This window comes from Mesorhizobium sp. Root552, assembly GCF_001427285.1.
Taxonomy (GTDB): domain Bacteria; phylum Pseudomonadota; class Alphaproteobacteria; order Rhizobiales; family Rhizobiaceae; genus Mesorhizobium.
This window is the reverse complement of sequence record NZ_LMFV01000061.1, coordinates 278,958-294,622: the sequence shown is the minus strand read 5'-3', so window position 1 is coordinate 294,622 and position 15,665 is coordinate 278,958. Positions and strand designations below refer to the sequence as shown.

Annotated in this window: 18 protein-coding genes; 9 read left to right on the top strand and 9 right to left on the bottom strand. The window is 58.6% G+C overall.

What is annotated here, in order from left to right; genetic code table 11:
• Window positions 1-371 precede the first annotated feature (371 nt).
• Window positions 372-797 carry a MucR family transcriptional regulator gene (locus ASD50_RS20630; protein WP_056245841.1) on the top strand — a complete coding sequence of 142 codons (426 nt, stop codon included), beginning with the start codon at window positions 372-374 and terminating at the stop codon, window positions 795-797.
• A gap of 136 nt (window positions 798-933) precedes the next feature.
• Here ASD50_RS20630 and ASD50_RS20625 read toward each other — a convergent pair whose 3' ends face one another.
• Window positions 934-1,257: a cytoplasmic protein gene (locus ASD50_RS20625; protein ID WP_244484595.1), complete on the bottom strand. Its 324-nt coding sequence runs from the start codon at window positions 1,255-1,257 to the stop codon at window positions 934-936.
• Window positions 1,258-1,488: 231 nt separating this feature from the next.
• Between ASD50_RS20625 and ASD50_RS20620 the strand changes: the two genes are divergently transcribed.
• Window positions 1,489-2,148 (top strand): hypothetical protein, encoded by a 660-nt coding sequence (locus tag ASD50_RS20620; RefSeq protein ID WP_056245640.1) that lies wholly within the window; start codon window positions 1,489-1,491, stop codon window positions 2,146-2,148.
• On the opposite strand, the gene ASD50_RS23325 is transcribed toward ASD50_RS20620, so the two are convergent.
• Together ASD50_RS23325 and ASD50_RS20615 are read right to left on the bottom strand one after the other, a co-directional pair.
• Window positions 2,145-2,321, bottom strand: a complete 177-nt coding sequence (locus tag ASD50_RS23325) for a hypothetical protein (protein ID WP_156465198.1) — start codon at window positions 2,319-2,321, stop codon at window positions 2,145-2,147. The two genes, ASD50_RS20620 and ASD50_RS23325, sit on opposite strands and share 4 nt — an antisense overlap.
• 8 nt (window positions 2,322-2,329) lie before the next feature.
• Window positions 2,330-3,277, bottom strand: coding sequence for an IS1595 family transposase (locus tag ASD50_RS20615; protein ID WP_056245638.1), 948 nt, complete (start codon window positions 3,275-3,277; stop codon window positions 2,330-2,332).
• Window positions 3,278-3,371: 94 nt separating this feature from the next.
• On the opposite strand from ASD50_RS20615, the gene ASD50_RS20610 reads away from it, so the two are divergent.
• Together ASD50_RS20610 and ASD50_RS20605 are read left to right on the top strand one after the other, a co-directional pair.
• Entirely contained in the window at window positions 3,372-3,791 is a 420-nt protein-coding gene (locus ASD50_RS20610) for a helix-turn-helix domain-containing protein (RefSeq protein WP_244484594.1), read from the top strand.
• A 1-nt stretch (window position 3,792) separates the two neighbouring features.
• Window positions 3,793-4,599 carry a DUF6456 domain-containing protein gene (locus ASD50_RS20605; RefSeq protein WP_056245636.1) on the top strand — a complete coding sequence of 269 codons (807 nt, stop codon included), beginning with the start codon at window positions 3,793-3,795 and terminating at the stop codon, window positions 4,597-4,599.
• 27 nt (window positions 4,600-4,626) lie between these two features.
• Here the strand turns inward: ASD50_RS20605 and ASD50_RS20600 are convergent, their stop codons facing one another.
• Window positions 4,627-5,052 (bottom strand): SufE family protein, encoded by a 426-nt coding sequence (locus ASD50_RS20600; protein ID WP_056245632.1) that lies wholly within the window; start codon window positions 5,050-5,052, stop codon window positions 4,627-4,629.
• A 71-nt stretch (window positions 5,053-5,123) separates the two neighbouring features.
• Window positions 5,124-5,459, bottom strand: coding sequence for a DUF5330 domain-containing protein (locus tag ASD50_RS20595; RefSeq protein WP_056245629.1), 336 nt, complete (start codon window positions 5,457-5,459; stop codon window positions 5,124-5,126).
• Between the two features lie 502 nt (window positions 5,460-5,961).
• Between ASD50_RS20595 and ASD50_RS20590 the strand changes: the two genes are divergently transcribed.
• From ASD50_RS20590 to ASD50_RS20580, 3 genes are all read left to right on the top strand, one after another.
• A complete protein-coding gene (locus ASD50_RS20590) occupies window positions 5,962-7,716 on the top strand; it encodes a sensor histidine kinase (protein ID WP_056245626.1) in 1,755 nt (584 codons plus the stop codon).
• Window positions 7,691-8,431: a peptidoglycan-binding protein gene (locus ASD50_RS20585; RefSeq protein ID WP_056245623.1), complete on the top strand. Its 741-nt coding sequence runs from the start codon at window positions 7,691-7,693 to the stop codon at window positions 8,429-8,431. Before ASD50_RS20590 ends, ASD50_RS20585 begins: the two co-directional genes overlap by 26 nt.
• A 77-nt stretch (window positions 8,432-8,508) precedes the next feature.
• A complete protein-coding gene (locus tag ASD50_RS20580) occupies window positions 8,509-8,853 on the top strand; it encodes a DUF1491 family protein (protein ID WP_056245619.1) in 345 nt (114 codons plus the stop codon).
• Window positions 8,854-8,890: 37 nt separating this feature from the next.
• Here the strand turns inward: ASD50_RS20580 and ASD50_RS20575 are convergent, their stop codons facing one another.
• The 4 genes from ASD50_RS20575 to ASD50_RS20560 form a co-directional block, all read right to left on the bottom strand.
• Window positions 8,891-9,817 (bottom strand): DUF2336 domain-containing protein, encoded by a 927-nt coding sequence (locus ASD50_RS20575; protein WP_056245617.1) that lies wholly within the window; start codon window positions 9,815-9,817, stop codon window positions 8,891-8,893.
• Window positions 9,818-10,203: 386 nt separating this feature from the next.
• On the bottom strand, window positions 10,204-10,752 hold the full coding sequence (locus ASD50_RS20570) for a DUF1254 domain-containing protein (protein WP_056245614.1): 549 nt from the start codon (window positions 10,750-10,752) through the stop codon (window positions 10,204-10,206).
• Window positions 10,745-11,329, bottom strand: coding sequence for a DUF1214 domain-containing protein (locus ASD50_RS20565; protein ID WP_056245831.1), 585 nt, complete (start codon window positions 11,327-11,329; stop codon window positions 10,745-10,747). The genes ASD50_RS20570 and ASD50_RS20565 overlap by 8 nt, the downstream gene beginning before the upstream one ends.
• A gap of 94 nt (window positions 11,330-11,423) precedes the next feature.
• Entirely contained in the window at window positions 11,424-13,583 is a 2,160-nt protein-coding gene (locus tag ASD50_RS20560) for a transglycosylase domain-containing protein (protein ID WP_056245611.1), read from the bottom strand.
• Window positions 13,584-13,878: 295 nt separating this feature from the next.
• Here ASD50_RS20560 and ASD50_RS20555 point away from each other — a divergent pair, with 295 nt between their 5' ends.
• Together ASD50_RS20555 and ASD50_RS20550 are read left to right on the top strand one after the other, a co-directional pair.
• Complete coding sequence (locus ASD50_RS20555; RefSeq protein WP_156465197.1) at window positions 13,879-14,421, top strand: hypothetical protein; 543 nt, start codon at window positions 13,879-13,881, stop codon at window positions 14,419-14,421.
• Window positions 14,375-15,655 (top strand): DNA-packaging protein, encoded by a 1,281-nt coding sequence (locus tag ASD50_RS20550; protein ID WP_056245603.1) that lies wholly within the window; start codon window positions 14,375-14,377, stop codon window positions 15,653-15,655. The genes ASD50_RS20555 and ASD50_RS20550 overlap by 47 nt, the downstream gene beginning before the upstream one ends.
• The last annotated feature ends 10 nt before the right edge of the window (window positions 15,656-15,665 follow it).

The following is a 15,665-nucleotide window of genomic DNA, read 5'->3' as shown; positions in this document are numbered from 1 at the left end:
AAGGGCGACGACCACTTAGTAAAGGTGGCAAGCAAGGCTTGTGCCGAAGCCGGAAATCGTGAGGTTTTGACTGCATTTGTATCGTTCAATTCAGTTCGTAACGTAAATATTTCGTAAAGACATGTACCGGAGCGGGCAGATGGGAGTTTGCGTAAGTTGTGGTTGTGTATTATTAATTGAAGTTAAGATCGATAACTTCTGAATAACAACGAAAGTAGCCCATCGGGCGAATTGACTTGGAACAGGTGTAGGCCCATTAAGATTTGGCATGACGAATCGTGCGAGATTCGTGGTGTGTGAATTCGTATAAAATGCCTTCAATACAAGTGAAGGGCATAGCCATCCAAGTCTCTCGTTGGGATCCAAAGATCATGGACATTGCAGAAGCCCCTAACAGAAACAGCGATATGCTGATTGAGCTTACTGCCGATGTGGTGGCGGCTTATGTCAGTAACAATCCGGTTCCTGTCGGCGAGCTGCCGAACCTGATTGCCGATATTCATGCCGCGCTCGGACGCGTCGGTGGAACCTCAGAGCCGCTGCCTGTCGACAAGCAAAAGCCTGCCGTGAATCCGAAACGATCGGTCCACGACGAATACATAGTTTGTCTTGAGGATGGGAAGAAGTTCAAGTCCCTGAAGCGCCACCTGATGACCCACTACAGTCTCACCCCTGACCAGTATCGCGAAAAGTGGGGCCTTGATGCGACCTATCCGATGGTCGCGCCGAACTACGCTGCGGCAAGGTCGCAACTGGCCAAGAAGATGGGCCTCGGACGCAAGCGCAAGGGTCGCTAGGCGATTTTGGGCGATACGGATTTGGAGCGGCTGCATGGAACACAGGCTCCAGCTTTTACTGTCGCGCAGTTGTAGGCTTGGCTCGTTTTCCGGTTCCTTGAATGTCTGAGCGGCGCCATTGGCGCCGTTTTCCTTTCTAGCGGCTGGATTTGGCCAGCGTACACCCGGCAGCGGTTGGGTTCTCACCTGCTGCCTTGCAAATGCTGTCCAGGGCCTGCTTCAGCGCGATATGACGGTTCAAGTCATAGCTCCAGTGCCTCCTCAAAGCCTTGATCCGTTCGCGGTTGATCAGACGTTCAATTCGCTTGATCAGCTTGGCCTTTTCCTCCGGTCCTGTTGCCAGCGCCGCCGATAAGTCGATGCCGCCCAGCAAGCGAAGGGCCACTCTTTGCGCGGCTTCAGCCGCATCCGCCAGTTTCTGGTTTACGAAGATGTTTGCGTCCTGCTCAAGCCTGCCCATCCGTGCGGTCTCCGATGAATTGAAGCCCGAACTATTGGGATGGTGTCGCGACCAGTGGAGAAAATTTCGGATCTGTTCACGGTAAAAAATTTGAAAAGATAGATTTATCAATTGGTTAGGCTGAACGGCCTTGGCTTTGGGTTCTTTGTTTGTTCATACCCGGAGGAAGGATCGGTATAAGGAACATATTCAGCATATTATACTTTACGTACCCACCAAAGAGGTGATACCGTGCTGAATGTTCCGAATCGGAAGGTACTGCTCTACGATGAGCACAACGATCCAAGTGTGGGTGATTACGTGGAGTTTTACCTGAATTATCGGGGTCCTTTGCGCGCGACCCAGCGCGACCCTAAGGAAGGCTCAAACATCAAAGCGGCGCATTGGCAGTTGAAACACGCTATGCGGAAAGGCTTCCATCGCCAATTAAAGCAGCAATGGTCCGTTACCCCGTTCTTGCAAGACTCGGCCAACACCCAGAAACCGTATCAAGTTGACCTGCTGGCCAAGGAATTTCAGTTGCCACCCTGGCGCTTTGTGCCGCTTGTGACCGGTCGGCTCCAACTAGTCACCGGTATCGATATCTTGCTTCAGAGACTGGACAACGCGTCGTCTAGCGTCTGGTCCGGCGATATCGACAATCGGATCAAGACCATCATTGATGCCTTGGAAGTGCCGAGATCGAATGATGGCTATGCGGAGCTAACCCCAGATAGCCATGAAGATCCTTTCTTCTGCCTTCTTGAAAACGACAGATACCTAAATCACGTCGCGGTGGAGACTGCGAACCTGTTGGATGCGCCGGACGGTGCCGACATGTCCTACGCTGACGTTCGGATAAAGGTGCGAATCCGCCCGGACAATCTGATTTGGGACAATATCGGGTTCTAGGTTTTTTTGGGCAGAATGCGGCGCACCACCGCCTCAAACTCGTTACCAGATTCGTCAATCTCAAGCTTCCGAGCAGTCTCCTTGAACCGCTCGGATTGCTCTTTCTGGCTAAGTTTTTTTGCCTTTTTCCCGCTTGGCTTTCGGCCTGTATCGGGACGGTCGCCAGATGCCATAAGGGCTCTCACCTTGCACTAGTCGTTTCATAGGTCAGCCGCTTGCCGACGACATTGATCAGGATGCGGTCGGCGCGGGCCACGTCATTCACACCCAACGCTACACGGCGATTGTGCCGAAAATCAAACTCCGCGAGATAGCGGTGCAAATGCTTCTCGGCGCAGTGCTGGTAGGTGCCGCGCATCCCGCGTTTGAAGATCGAAAAATAGCTCTCGATGGTGTTGGTGTGAACGCTGCCGCGCACATATTCGCCAGCCGAGTGCTTGACAGTGTGGTGCGCGTCGAAGGTCGCGCCGACAGTCGGATAGAGGCGGCTTTCGTCGGTCATCAACACGCTTTCGCGGTCGATATTGATGGAAACCAGCGCGGCCACGTTCTCTTGGGTTGCCGATGCGACGTGGAAGCTGCGAACTGAGCCGCCACGTTCGATTAAGCTAACAACAGCGCGCTTGTTAGACGGGCCGCTGCGACCTTTTTTGATGAACTTTTCGCCAGTGGTGCGGGTAGTGCGCTTGTCGGCGCGCTGGCCGAAATAGGTTTCATCGGCTTCCACGATCTTGCCGTTGCCGCCAAGCGGGCCAAGCTTGCCATCGCGCATCGCTTCGCGAATACGGTGCGACATGAACCATGCGGTTTTGAGAGTGCAGCCGAGGGTGCGGTGAAGCTGATTGCTCGAAATGCCCTTCTTTGACGAAGCCATGAGGAAAATTGCCTGCAACCAGTGGTGCATAGGCACATGGCTGGCCTCAAAGATGGTGCCGATCTTGACGGTAAAGGGCTTGCGGCACTGGTAGCACTTGTAGGTGCCAATCCGGGTGCTTTTGCCTTCCATCTTGGAAATGCGCTCTACGCCTCCGCAATGCGGGCAAACGGGACCGTTCGGCCAGATGCGCGCTTCTACGAATTTGTAGGCAGCGGCTTCATCGTGAAAATGGTGGTCTGACAGAACGGACATAACGATAACTCCTTATGTCCGGTTTATAATCCTATGATTTGGGTACGTCAAGTATAATATGCGGAACATATTCCTATTTCTGGAGGAAAGTTCCGTGCATGCCAATACCGCCTCTCTCACTGACGACCCATTGTGCCTGACTATCGATGCCAATCCGGTCGGCAGTGGTTTCCAGCCGGTTCCGAAGCTTCGTGACGAAGTTGCCATGGATGTTTGCGAATGTCTGATCGACATGGCCTCGGCGCTTTTTTCATTGCCGAGCAAGGAATTGCGAGGGGCAGGGCGGTCGACGCTGCCGGTTTCGCGGGTCCGCCAGATCGCCATGTATGTGGCTCATGTCGTGCTGAGATTGACGATGGGCGATGTCGGCCGGGGGTTCGGGCGCGACCGGACCACTGTCGTCCATGCTTGCCAGATCGTCGAGGATCTCCGGGACGATCCGGAGTTCGATCGCGTGGTCTCAATGTTCGAACGCGTGGCGTCCGCTGCGTTCCGCACCAGATTGGGGCTTTGACATGGATGAACTGGCACAAATTGGCGCTCGGGTGTTACGCTTCCTTTCAAAAGGTCCGGCGTCGACATGCATCGCCTCAAGCGGTGGGAAAATGTTGGTCGAAGCGGTGGATCGCGGCGCGATTTCTCTGGATGAAGAAACTCTCGACAGGCTGGTGGCGCGAGGTTTGCTGCTCAGGTCATCAGATTGCATTTCCCTTTCGCGAGAGGGCACCGAGCTTGCGCGGCAGCTAGGCGCCAGGAAGCGTGCAACTGCTTCGCCCGAAGTGGAGATCGGCACAGTGGCGATAGAAACGGAGAATGGGTTTCGCAACGTGTTGGCGAACCTGTCCGAGTCGCCGCTTGCCCAGTTGATGAGGATGAAGACAAAGGCGGGTAAGGCTTTCTTGTCCACGAGGGAATTCGAGGCGGGGGAGCGGCTTCGTTCGGACTATACGCGCGGCCAGCTCATGCCAAGGATGGGCGCGAACTGGATTGCGAGCGTCGCGTCGGGACGGCGTGCGGGCGGCGGGGTTGCTGAACTCACGGATGCCGCGCTGGGCGCAAGGCTCCGGGTCGAGGGCGCGATCTATACCGTTGGCCCGGAATTGTCCGGCGTGCTGCTCGATGTCTGTTGCTTCCTGAAAGGGCTGGAGCAGGTTGAGATGGAGCGAGGGTGGCCGGTGCGATCGGCCAAGGTGGTCCTTAAGACCGCCCTGGGTGTGTTGGCACGCCACTATTTTCCCGAGCATAGGACGGACAGCCGTTCACCACGAAAAGTGCTGCATTGGGGCTCGGAGGACTATCGTCCCAGCATATCCGGCCAATGAGGCATGCCGAGGCAACGGCCTTGCAAGTCAGGCGGTTTGACGTGCCGCCTCGGCGTCGCGAAGGATGCGTTTGACCATCGCGCGCAGGCCGTTCGCGCGCTGCGACGACAGGTGTTCGTCCAACCCCAGTACCTTCAGCGTCGCCTCGGCGTCGATCTTGAGGATATCGCTCGCCTTCTGGCCGGAGAACAGCGCGAGCATGATGGCGACAAGGCCGCGCACGATATGCGCGTCGGAATCGCCACGGAATGTGATGACGGGGTCTGCGCCCGCTCCATATTCGGTTGTCAGCCACACCTGGCTGACACAGCCTTGCACCTTGTTTGCCGCAGTTCTGTCGCTGTCGGGGAATTCAGGTAGGGCCTCGCCCAACTCGATCACGTAGCGATAGCGCTCCTCCCATTCATCAAGGAAGGAAAAGTCATCGAGAATGGCTTGAATCGTGGTGCCCATGCCGCAGCATATAGTCTTGCCGCGCAGCCTCGTCACGGAAAAAGAGCAAGCTCGAGGACGTTCGACAGGTCCTAGTTGCTGGCCCCGTCCACCTTGGCGGCGCTCGATATGCTGCCGGTGGTGGCAGGTTCGGCCTGTCCGGCCGGGGTGTCTTCAATGAGGGTCGCAGCGATCCGGGCGGTCTGCTTCGCACGTTCGGAAATGGTGTGTACTGCCGACGCTCCGGTTTCGCAGACGTCGGGCTTGCGCTCGCAGATGCCGGCAATGTCACCGACGGCTTCCCGGGCGGCTATCAATGCCTGAATCGGATTGACGCTTTCCCGGCCTTGCTCGTCCGGGCCGACATCGAATGGCAGGGCCAGAAGAACAAGCGAAAACCAAAACGCAAGTCTGATCAGGAAACCCATATCGACGTTCTCTCACAGTCGGATTGCGCCGGTCGCGCTTTTGCATCCTTTTTCAAGCGTACTATGCCTACTGGTGAACCAAGGGCGGCTTGCGCTCAAGAGAACAATTTAGTTCAAATTTTAATGAAAGACGTGAAGATGGCGTCCATATGCGCATCCAATACAAATGCGCTTCCATGCGGCAATCGCCTGTTTTCAGGTCAACGCGCTGATCCTGTTCGTATTTTCAGCTTCATCTTCGAAAGAAACGACGAAGTTTCTCCATGCCGAAACGCCGCTGCGCGCCCTAACCGATCATTTACCATAGACGAAATTGCTGTGTGGGAGACGCCGCCAACATCAACTTCGGAACCGAAATTCATCCGCTGCCGGCTACTTTTATCCATTCCTTAAAGGCTGAATGCGACTTTCGGGCTCAACCATAATCGACTTGCCAGGCAGGTCAGCACAGGGCGTAGAGTTGAGTTCGATTGCGACCAGATACGTTGGACTAGCTGACGCAATGGCCGCCGGTTGCGAGCGTCTTGTGCATGGGTCTGTGGCTGAGCGCCACGCACGCCGAAGCCAGTGCCGTTTCATCGGCACGATGCTATGCATCCCGTTTTTAGCTGCGGGCGCTGCCGTGACTTTGATAACCGCGAGCGTAGGCGCGTCGGTTACGCTGGCTGTCATATTTGCCGTCTTCGGCCTGTACTGGCTTACCGCACTATTGGTCTCCGCAACTGGACGCATGAACATTGTTGGCGGCGTGGCCCTGGCAGTATCTGCATTGGGGTTGGCGGTGCTTTTGACTTCTGCCGGAGGTCTGGCGTCGCCGATGGCAATTCTTGCCATAGCGCTTCCGGTCGAGGCTTTCTGGACAATGAAGTCGCGGCAGTCCGCGATCGACGGCTCGCTTGCGGCGTTCGGTGCAATCCTGTTGCAGTTGTTGCCCGGCGGCCTTGTCTTGCCGTTGGCTGAGCCTGCCGCATGGCAGTGGCTGTTTCCTTTGGCATGGTTTGCTACCTTGGTTCCGCGCCTTGCAGGGTTCCACAGCGAAGAAGGGGTGGGACAGGACATTCCAGCCCAAAGGGAGCTCGAATCTGCGATCGCCGGCGTCGTATTTCGGATGACCCCGCAAGGCGACGTTATCGATGCGAGCGATCAATCGCGGTCCATGATGAACCTCGCGCCGGATCTCTTGCTTGGCACCGGCCTTTTCGATCGCATTCATCTGGCCGATCGGATCGCTTACCTGAATGCCTTGGCCGACATGCGCGACGGCGCCGGTTTGAGCATTGTGGATGTGCGCATTCGCTTGCCCCAGGAAAATTCGGGTTCGCTGGCTGACAACTATTGCCCATTTTCCATGGAATTGATGGCGGTGGGCGAAAACAGCCACAGCTTCATCGCACTGTTGCGCAACAACAGTAAGGTCGAGGACCTGCAGAAGGCCCTTGCTCGGGCAAACGAGTCCGCTTCAAGCGCCGACGTAACCAAGAGCCGTTTCCTGGCTGCCGTCAGCCATGAATTGCGAACCCCTCTCAACGCCATCATCGGCTTCTCGGACATGCTTCTGCACGAGATGTTCGGACCGTTCAGGGACCCGCGCCAGAAGGAATATGTTGGACTCGTTCGCGATTCAGGCCAGCACCTGCTCGATGTCGTGACCTCGATCCTCGATGTTTCCCGCATCGAGGCCGGCGCTTACTGGACCCAGATGGAGCCTTTCCGCTTTGCCGACGCCGTCGAGATGACACGCTCGATGATGCAGTTGCAGGCCGATTCGAAGGGTGTCCGGCTCGATACCCGCATTGCTGTGGACGCCGGCGAGATCAACGCAGACCGCCGTGCCGTGCAACAGATACTGATCAATCTGGCCTCCAATGCCATCAAGTTCACTCCGGAAGGCGGTGAAGTGATGATCGGCGCTCAGCGGGTGGGTTCGCGCCTTCATTTCTGGGTGCGAGATACCGGGATAGGTATCGCCGAGGACGACCTCGCCAGCCTTGGACAGCCTTTTGTGCAGGTGCAGAACGACTATACCCGCCGTTTCGAAGGAACCGGACTTGGTCTTTCGCTGGTGAAGGGACTGGTGACCTTGCATGAAGGCACAATGTCGATTGAAAGCATGCCGGGTGAGGGAACGACGGTTTCCATAAGCGTCCCGGTCGATGGACCGAAGGGCGAGGCGGAAAAACTCGTGGTGTTGCCGACGGCAACGTCGACGGCCAACAAGCAAGGGGGCTCAAGTGGCTCGCTCCGCAAAACGGCGTAAAGCTTCCGCACATCGCAGCAGCGTGTTCCAGAAGGGAGCCATCGCCTTGGGTGACGCCGTATCGCGCAACCCGGTGCTTGTGGGTGGCTCGACGGCGTTTTTGGTTACGCTGTTTTATGTCTCGGCGAACGCCTTGTGGTATCAGCCCTTCCCGCATTCGGGTGCCTTCTTCGCCACCAGAAGCATCGAGAATTTTCCGAGGGTAGAGCAGGTAGAGCCTGAAACCACGATCAATATTGTCCGGCCGGAGGCACCCAAGGGTGACCCTGTTGTCGAACAGGTCCAGAATATCCTGAAGCATCTGGGTTTCTACAACGGAAGCGCTGACGGCCTGGCCGGCCCCGCTACCCGCGATGCGGTTGCGGCATATCAGAGAAAGGTGGGCTTGGAAGCCACCGGCACCATCGACGATGCGTTGCTCAATCAGTTGGGCACGGCGCCGGTGGCAGCTTCCGTGCCTACGCCCACCCTGCGCACCGACACGACGAGTTCGATCCCCGCCCCGACGGCAGCTACTTCTCCTGATGCACACATCATCAAGATCCAGGCTGGACTGAAGGCCTTCGGTAACGAGGACATCCAGCTTGACGGGGTAGTGGGCGCCCGCACCAAGGCGGCAATCCGCGAATTTCAGGCGATCTTTAGACTGCCGGTGACCGGAGAGGCGGATGACGCAGTCTATGCAAAGATGCGCGAGATCGGCTTGACCGACTGAGCGCCTCCTCGCCAATCCAGCGCGAAGCTGCTATCAGCCCGGCGTGCAGCCTCCAAAACCGACACAGAGTCTACGAAATGCGTGTAACCACTGATTTGTGGGTCGCAGCCCTGGTGCGTCGTGTTTTTTCCTCGGGAGGCTTTGCCGCGATTGTCAAACGCGGTGCGACGGAAGCCGGGGCAACCTTCGTCTTGAGCCGCGGTCGGCTTGGAGAGGTTTCTCTGTTTGGACCGGCGCCACAAACCAGTTACGATTCGGCCAAGCCTGACGAACGCTTTTTCAGCCCTGTGGGTGAGGATGAAGATACCGAGGCATTGGAAAAACGCCTTGAGCGCGAACAACGTTTCGATCCCGACATCTGGGTGGTGGAGATCGAAATCGGCTCGGTTCCGCTTGAGGAGCTGATCTCAATTCGTGGCTGAGCCATCAAGGCAGGCGGGGTGCGGGCTTTCTGTTCGGCTATGTTTTCTTGGACAGCTTCGCTTCAGTCTTGACCGATCTGTTCGACCACATCGCGACTTTCCTTGAGGCTTCCTCACGGTTCAGTTGCCGGTAGCGGTCGAGGAACAGGCGGATCGATTGTTGTTGTGGTGTCAGCCGAGGGTAAATGCTGCTCGCGATCAGGAAGGCTTCGGCTTCGGGCATATCCAATGTGCGCAGTCCGACCAGGAGTGACGAATAGTCGGAAGAGGTTGCCATTGCCCTAGCAGCCGCGAAATCGATCCCGAGCGCATCGGCCAAGGCGGTTTGGAAAAGGGCTGAATTGCCGCTCAGCGCTGTATCTCGCAGCCGTGCATATAACTCTGCGTGGACTGCTACGGCGGGCGCGCGTTCGAGCATGATTTCCCGAAGGCGTTTGCGTGTCTCCTCCTCGGCCTTGCCCGGTGTCGAAACTTTTGCTGGCTGTTCTTCGACCACACGTAGTTCCGCCGGCGAGGCGGTGCGGACACGGGCTGCGCTGTTCGGCGCGGTTTGCCGTTCCAATGCCCGGATGAGGCTGGCTATGGCGGGATGAAGGCTCTTGCGGCGCGCGATAGCGCGCGCATGCGGCAAGCCATGACGTCCGATCAACGAGATGAGATCGACGTCGCTGAGTGCGGGTGAGCGTGTCAGCAACGGAGCGGCGATGCCGACTTCCGCTTCGCTCAGACGCTTTATGAGTGCCGGCGGCGCAGATTCACATTCCGACAACGCTGCCGCGGCGAAGCGCAGGCCTTCAGCGGAGACCTCGTTAAAAAGCGGGAGCGTCAAGTCATCGAGTTGCGCAATTTCGCGGCGTGAAGGCCGCGTGAGCGAACAGAATGCGGAAATGGCGGCGCGAAACAGCCGTTCGGCCCTGCCTGTTTCGGTCCGTGCCGCGATTTGCCGAAAATCGGAGAATGACACGAAGAATACGCCTTACACGCTACGCTACTAAAGATGCCCGACGCTTCCGGTTCTGTGCCGGTAACGCCACGAGATCGAACAATGATCAAATTAGCGGCTATCCGTTAGCGTTCCGTTAACCCTCTGGTGGCCTTATCGACCATGGAGGCGTTGCGTTGTGCTCCGGGGAAACCGAGAGGAATGCGCGAACATGGGCATAGTCCTGTCTTTCACGCCGCGATCTGTGGCAATCAAGAGAACTTCAACCGAGACGGCAGCCGCCGTGGTGATTTTTCCGGGCGTTCGCTACGAACGAGGTGATGTGGTCGGACATGGCTGCGCGCCTGTGACGATTGCGTCGCCCACGCCCCGCAGCAAGCCAGATCCGCGCCACTGATTGACCAGACCTAGAATTCCCTCAGGGTGCAGGAACTCTGGTCGAGGAAGCGCGAGACTGTAGGCTTCCAGCTTTCGTCGGGGACAAAGCTTCGAACAACGATGATGCCCTCGTCGATCGGGGTTTCGACGAAGACCGATCCTTCAAGATCTTCCGGCAGTTGCTTGCGGACCTCGAGCATCTGGGCAGGAGTAAGTGCTACGGCATCCAGCAGTCCGTTCGTGGCGCTGTGATCATTGAAACTGTAGATATTGTGGCCGCTGCGGTCATAGATTGACACCGACCAGAACGGCACCGTGCCCGGCGACTTGATCTGCACCATGCCGTCAGTGAGGTCGAAGCGGCAGGCGGCTGCGAAAAACAGCGGATCAACCGACTTGACGACCGGCGGCCCCCCAGCCTCCGCATCGAGCCGCGTCACCTTGTAGAAATCCGACGCCTGCGCCAGCCGCGACCAGGCATCACGCTCTGAAAAGTCAGGCACCATGAGAAGCACGGCGATATGGACGATGCCGGCGCCTACCAACCCCAGAAGCACGGCGTAAACAAACTTACGCATGACAACCGGTCCTGACGATCTGGGGCAAAGTAATATCCGACAGGCCCGTGCTGCTGGCGATCGGCGTATCGTAGAATGTCAGTACGAAGTAGAGCGCGCCGCTTCCTTGGATGTAGAGCCAGTTGCCGGGTAAAGGATGGTTCCCGACCGAAATCAGGGCGGTGTTATCTGGCCGGCGCAGGATTTGGTAGGATTGCAGTGCAGCCAGGCGCGGCTTTTCTGTTTTAATCACGTCGAGAGATTGGTCGGCAGCATAGAGTGTCCAGAACCGGGCGATGGGGAAATTCCCGCCGATCGTATAGGCGCACTCCCGCTTGAGCGCCTCGCCAGTCGAATCGCGTTCAGCGACAAAGGCAAGTCCCTCTGCTCGTCCAAGCGCCAGTACGCCCTCACGTGACACCCGGGCCTTGGAGTAGGGGTCCGCCTCTGACGTGCCGATATCCGGGAAGGCCGTCCACGCACCGACAGTGATGGCTCCGACGCCCTTCTGCGCCTGAAGCGCGTACCAGACGCTCGCAGCGCCGCCGCCGATGGCGATGACAAGTGCGACAAGCGTCAGGAGGGTGTTCTTCAGCATGGAACCGTCATCGGTTGTGGTGAATTGTGCAACCGCAGATATCGCGGTGGCGGTTGCGAAGGCAAGCACAACAACGAAGCCTTCATGCCTTGTTCTAAAGTGCGGATAAGGTTTCAGGCTCGGTTGCCGGTTGCAACGGCGGTGCGGAACGGAACTGCACATTCATGTCACGCAATACATGCGTGGTACGGCTGGAAAGGACGGGAGGCCGCTCGGCCGCTGCTTTGTCCGTGGCGTCCTGAGCTGTCTGCTTTTCGGCTTCCTCTGCCTTTGTTGCTGTTTCCAGATCGACAAACGGGTGATCTATCCCCGGTATCGGTTTCAGGTCTATATTTTGATGCGCGTAGACCATCAGCCGCTGCCAGATCATCGCTGGCAGCGAACCGCCGGTCATATTCTTGGTCGGGCTGTAGTCGTCGTTGCCGAGCCACACCGCGGCGGTATAGTTGCCGGTGAAGCCGACATACCACGCATCGCGGTAGGATTGGCTGGTGCCGGTCTTGCCGCCGGAGACGATGCCGGGCAGGGCGGCGCGCCGCGCAGTGCCGATGACAGGCACCTGGACAAGCATGGAATTCATGTATTTGAGCGCCTGTTCCGACAGGACGCGGTGGGGCGGCGTCGCGTCCTTGGCGAAGTCATAGATGGCCTCGCCGGTGTGGGTCACGAGTTGGGTGATGCCGTGCCGGCTTCCGACCATGCCGTTCTGTGCAAACACACTGTAGCCGGTGGCCTGATCCATCACCGTCATGCCGGAAGTGCCGAGAACCATGGTCTTGTGGGACTCCAGCGGTGACTCGACGCCCATCGCCTCGGCCATCGCCTTGATCGGCGGGATGCCGAGCTTTTCCTTGGCAAGGCGCACGGGAACGGTGTTGATCGACTTCACCAGCGCGGTTGTCAGCGTCATGGTGCCGGCGGATGCGCCGTTATAGTTGCCCGGATGCCAACTGCCCCAACTGACCGGCGCGCCGGAGACGATGGAGTCGGGCGTCAGGCCGTTTTCCATAGCAGTTGCATAGACATAGACCTTGAACGAGGAGCCGGGCTGCCGGAGCGCCTTGGTGGCGCGGTTGAACTGGCTGACACCGTAGTCGCGGCCGCCGACGATAGCCCGGACCGCGCCGTTGGTCTCTATGACGACGATGGCGCCTTGCGAGGCATGGTAGTCCTTGCCGAACTGGCGCAGGTGAAATTCCAGTGATTCTTCAGCGGCTTGCTGGATATTGGGGTCGTAGGTGGTGTGGGCGACGAGCGAGTGCTGGCCCGATTTCATGGCAAGACGTTTTACTTCCTCGAAGGCCCAGTCGAGGTAGTAGTCGGGGCTCTTGCGGTCGCCGCGATCAACGACGTCGGCGGGATGGCGGCGGGCCTGCAGCACCTGGCCTTCGGTCATGAAGCCGCTGTCGACCAGATTGGACAAGACGACGTTGGCGCGGGCACGTGCTTCCGGCAGGTTGATGTGCGGGGCGTATTTGGTCGGCGCCTTGAACAGGCCGGCGAGCATCGCGGCTTCGGCGAGGGTCAAATCCTTGACGCTCTTGCCGAAGTAGAAATCGGCCGCCGCCTCGATGCCGAAAGTCCCGCCGCCCATGTAGGACCGGTCGAGATAAAGCTGGAGGATTTCCTTCTTCGACAAGTTGGCTTCCAGCCAGAGCGAGAGGAAGGCTTCCTTGACCTTGCGCTCAAGCGTGCGCTCGTTCGACAGGAACAGGTTCTTCGCCAGCTGCTGGGTGATGCTGGAGCCGCCCTGCACGACCGAATTGGCGCGAACGTTCTCGGTCATGGCGCGCATCAGGCCGAGGAAGTCGATGCCGTAGTGATCGAAGAAGCGCCGGTCCTCGGTAGCGAGCACCGCCTTGATGACATGATCGGGCATCTGGTCGACCGGCACTGAATCGCGCTGGATGATGCCGCGCTGGCCGATCTCGTTGCCATAGCGGTCAAGGAACATGACGGCGAAGTCGTCCTGCGCGCGCCAATCACCGCCCGTTTCCTGAAAGGCGGGCAGAGCGAGCGCAAGCATGACCACGGCCCCGCCGGCGCCCATCGTGAAACCTTCGCTCAAGACTTCGATGACGCCGCGCCGCCAGCCCTTCACGCGGAAGCGGCGGAAGAAGATGGTGGCCGATTCCCAGAATTCGGCAGCCTTGAAACGGATCTCGTAAAGGGACGAATCGAGCCACGCATCGACAGCCAGCAGGAATGCGGCAATCGCGCCCCGTCTCTTTTTCGGCTTCAAGGGACTGACCATCTACGACATTGCCTGATTGTGGCTCGGCCTCGACTGCCGAGCCTGTCGTCTTTTCACCTATTCCTATCATGCCGACAAGAGACTTAACCGTTACAAAATCGAGGTAGGAAAAAATTATAGGAATTTATTCTTGACACCGTGGCGGTGCTTTGATAGGATGTTTGTATCGTCGGAAAAGTGTGATCTTCCGGCTTCTTTCATTCCCATTTTTGTCGGCTCGCCTTGGCTCGCGTCGCTTCCTCATGTCGGAAGAACGGTGGCGTCGAGCGGGTCTTTTTATTCGGAGATATGGATCATGGTTCAGCCTGTCAGCGTCGAACGCTGGGCGGCCATTCGCGCCTTGCGCGAAGGCGAGCCGCCGACATTTCCGCTCCTCGCCGCAGCCGCAGACTTGCATCCGGCCACGGTGAAGGAGCGTGCTTCGCGCGAGAACTGGGACAAGCAGGACTTCCAGAGCAGCATTGCGCGAGAGAATTGGCGCGATCATGCCAGGCCGGCAGCGGTCGAGCCTGCGCGGCTGTTGGTGGAGGCGGATGATGGCGAACTCCATCCCATACCGCTCGGCGATTTCGTCGCCCGCCAATTGGCCGAGATGGTCAGCGAAGTGGAGACCAATGGCGGCAAGCTCAACAAGACGCAGATCGACGCCTTGTGGTCGATGGTTCGGACAGCGGAACGCTCCGAACTCTTGAAGAAGGAGCAGGTGACGGAGAGCGGGGCGACGGACGATGCAGAACTCGCAGCAAGGCTTGAAAAGCTCGATGACAGGATCGTCGAACTGGCTGAGGCACATGCAGAACGGCTGGTCGGCCAGCAACATCGAGCCGCGGTGGACTGAGCGGCTTCTGGGCGAATGGGTCGGCCGGGCGCTGCCGGAACAGTACCGCTGCCATCGGATGCTTGGCACCTGGCTGGTGATGGGCGGGCGCGGTGCCGGCAAAACGCGGCTGGGCGCAGAATGGGTAAACGGCCTCGTCCGGGGGTTGCGCCCCTTTGCCGATTGGAAATACCGAACCATCGCACTTGTCGGCGAGACTTTTTCCGATGTGCGCGAGGTGATGATCGACGGGCCTTCCGGGATAAGGACGATTGCACGCGGCAGCCGCCCGCGTTTCGAAGTGAGCCGGCGGCGATTGCTGTGGGACAATGGCGCGGTGGCGCAGGTATTCTCCTCGGAAGACCCGGAAAGCTTGCGCGGGCCACAATTCGAAGCGGCTTGGCTGGATGAGTTCGTCAAATGGAAGAACCTTCAGGCCTGCTGGGACATGCTGCAGTTTGGGCTGAGGCTGGGGGAGCAGCCGCGCCAGTTGATCACGACGACGCCGAAGCCGCTGCCTCTGCTGAAAAGCCTGCTGGGCGATCCGTCTGTGGCGGTGACCCGGCTGAGGACCGAGGACAATGCGAAAAACCTCGCCGCCGGTTTTTTGAAAGCGGTGAAGAGCCGTTACGGAGGCAGCCGGCTCGGGCGGCAGGAACTTGACGGCGAACTGATCGAGGACCGTGAAGATGCCCTTTGGTCGCGCCAGATGATCGAACAGGCGCAGACCGGCGGCGTTTTGGAGTTGCGCCGGATCGTCGTTGCAGTCGATCCGCCGGCAAGCTCGCGCAAGACGTCCGATGCCTGCGGCATCGTCGCGGCGGGATTGGATGATGACGGCTGCGCGGTGGTGATTGCCGATGCGACCGTGAGTGCGGCAAAGCCGCAGGAATGGGCTCAAAGGGCGGTTGCTCTTTTTCACAGGTTGCAGGCTGATTGCCTTGTGGTCGAGGTGAACCAGGGTGGCGAGATGGCGACATCCGTGATCCGGACCGTTGACGCGGAAGTGCCGGTCAAACCGGTGCGGGCGCAGCGCGGCAAGTGGCTCAGGGCCGAACCGGTCGCGGCACTTTACCAGCAAGGCAAAGTCCGCCATGCGGAGCGCTTCGCAGAACTTGAAGACGAGATGTGCGACTTCGGGCCGAACGGGCTGTCCAATGGCCGCTCGCCGGACCGGATGGACGCACTGGTGTGGGCTGTGACCGAGTTGATGTCGGGTCGGGTAGTGAGGCCGCGAATACGCGACTTCATCTGAGAAATCGACC

What these genes read in the sequence shown, in the direction of transcription:
- ASD50_RS20630 (WP_056245841.1), top strand. Translation starts at nt 372, where the DNA reads ATGGACATTGCAGAAGCCCCTAACAGAAACAGCGATATGCTGATTGAG.
- ASD50_RS20615 (WP_056245638.1), bottom strand. Translation starts at nt 3,277, where the DNA reads ATGTCCGTTCTGTCAGACCACCATTTTCACGATGAAGCCGCTGCCTAC.
- ASD50_RS23325 (WP_156465198.1), bottom strand. Translation starts at nt 2,321, where the DNA reads ATGGCATCTGGCGACCGTCCCGATACAGGCCGAAAGCCAAGCGGGAAA.
- ASD50_RS20565 (WP_056245831.1), bottom strand. Translation starts at nt 11,329, where the DNA reads ATGCTGAAGAACACCCTCCTGACGCTTGTCGCACTTGTCATCGCCATC.
- ASD50_RS20560 (WP_056245611.1), bottom strand. Translation starts at nt 13,583, where the DNA reads ATGGTCAGTCCCTTGAAGCCGAAAAAGAGACGGGGCGCGATTGCCGCA.
- ASD50_RS20590 (WP_056245626.1), top strand. Translation starts at nt 5,962, where the DNA reads ATGGCCGCCGGTTGCGAGCGTCTTGTGCATGGGTCTGTGGCTGAGCGC.
- ASD50_RS20605 (WP_056245636.1), top strand. Translation starts at nt 3,793, where the DNA reads ATGGATGAACTGGCACAAATTGGCGCTCGGGTGTTACGCTTCCTTTCA.
- ASD50_RS20570 (WP_056245614.1), bottom strand. Translation starts at nt 10,752, where the DNA reads ATGCGTAAGTTTGTTTACGCCGTGCTTCTGGGGTTGGTAGGCGCCGGC.
- ASD50_RS20600 (WP_056245632.1), bottom strand. Translation starts at nt 5,052, where the DNA reads ATGGGCACCACGATTCAAGCCATTCTCGATGACTTTTCCTTCCTTGAT.
- ASD50_RS20625 (WP_244484595.1), bottom strand. Translation starts at nt 1,257, where the DNA reads ATGGGCAGGCTTGAGCAGGACGCAAACATCTTCGTAAACCAGAAACTG.
- ASD50_RS20550 (WP_056245603.1), top strand. Translation starts at nt 14,375, where the DNA reads ATGCAGAACGGCTGGTCGGCCAGCAACATCGAGCCGCGGTGGACTGAG.
- ASD50_RS20580 (WP_056245619.1), top strand. Translation starts at nt 8,509, where the DNA reads ATGCGTGTAACCACTGATTTGTGGGTCGCAGCCCTGGTGCGTCGTGTT.
- ASD50_RS20595 (WP_056245629.1), bottom strand. Translation starts at nt 5,459, where the DNA reads ATGGGTTTCCTGATCAGACTTGCGTTTTGGTTTTCGCTTGTTCTTCTG.
- ASD50_RS20555 (WP_156465197.1), top strand. Translation starts at nt 13,879, where the DNA reads ATGGTTCAGCCTGTCAGCGTCGAACGCTGGGCGGCCATTCGCGCCTTG.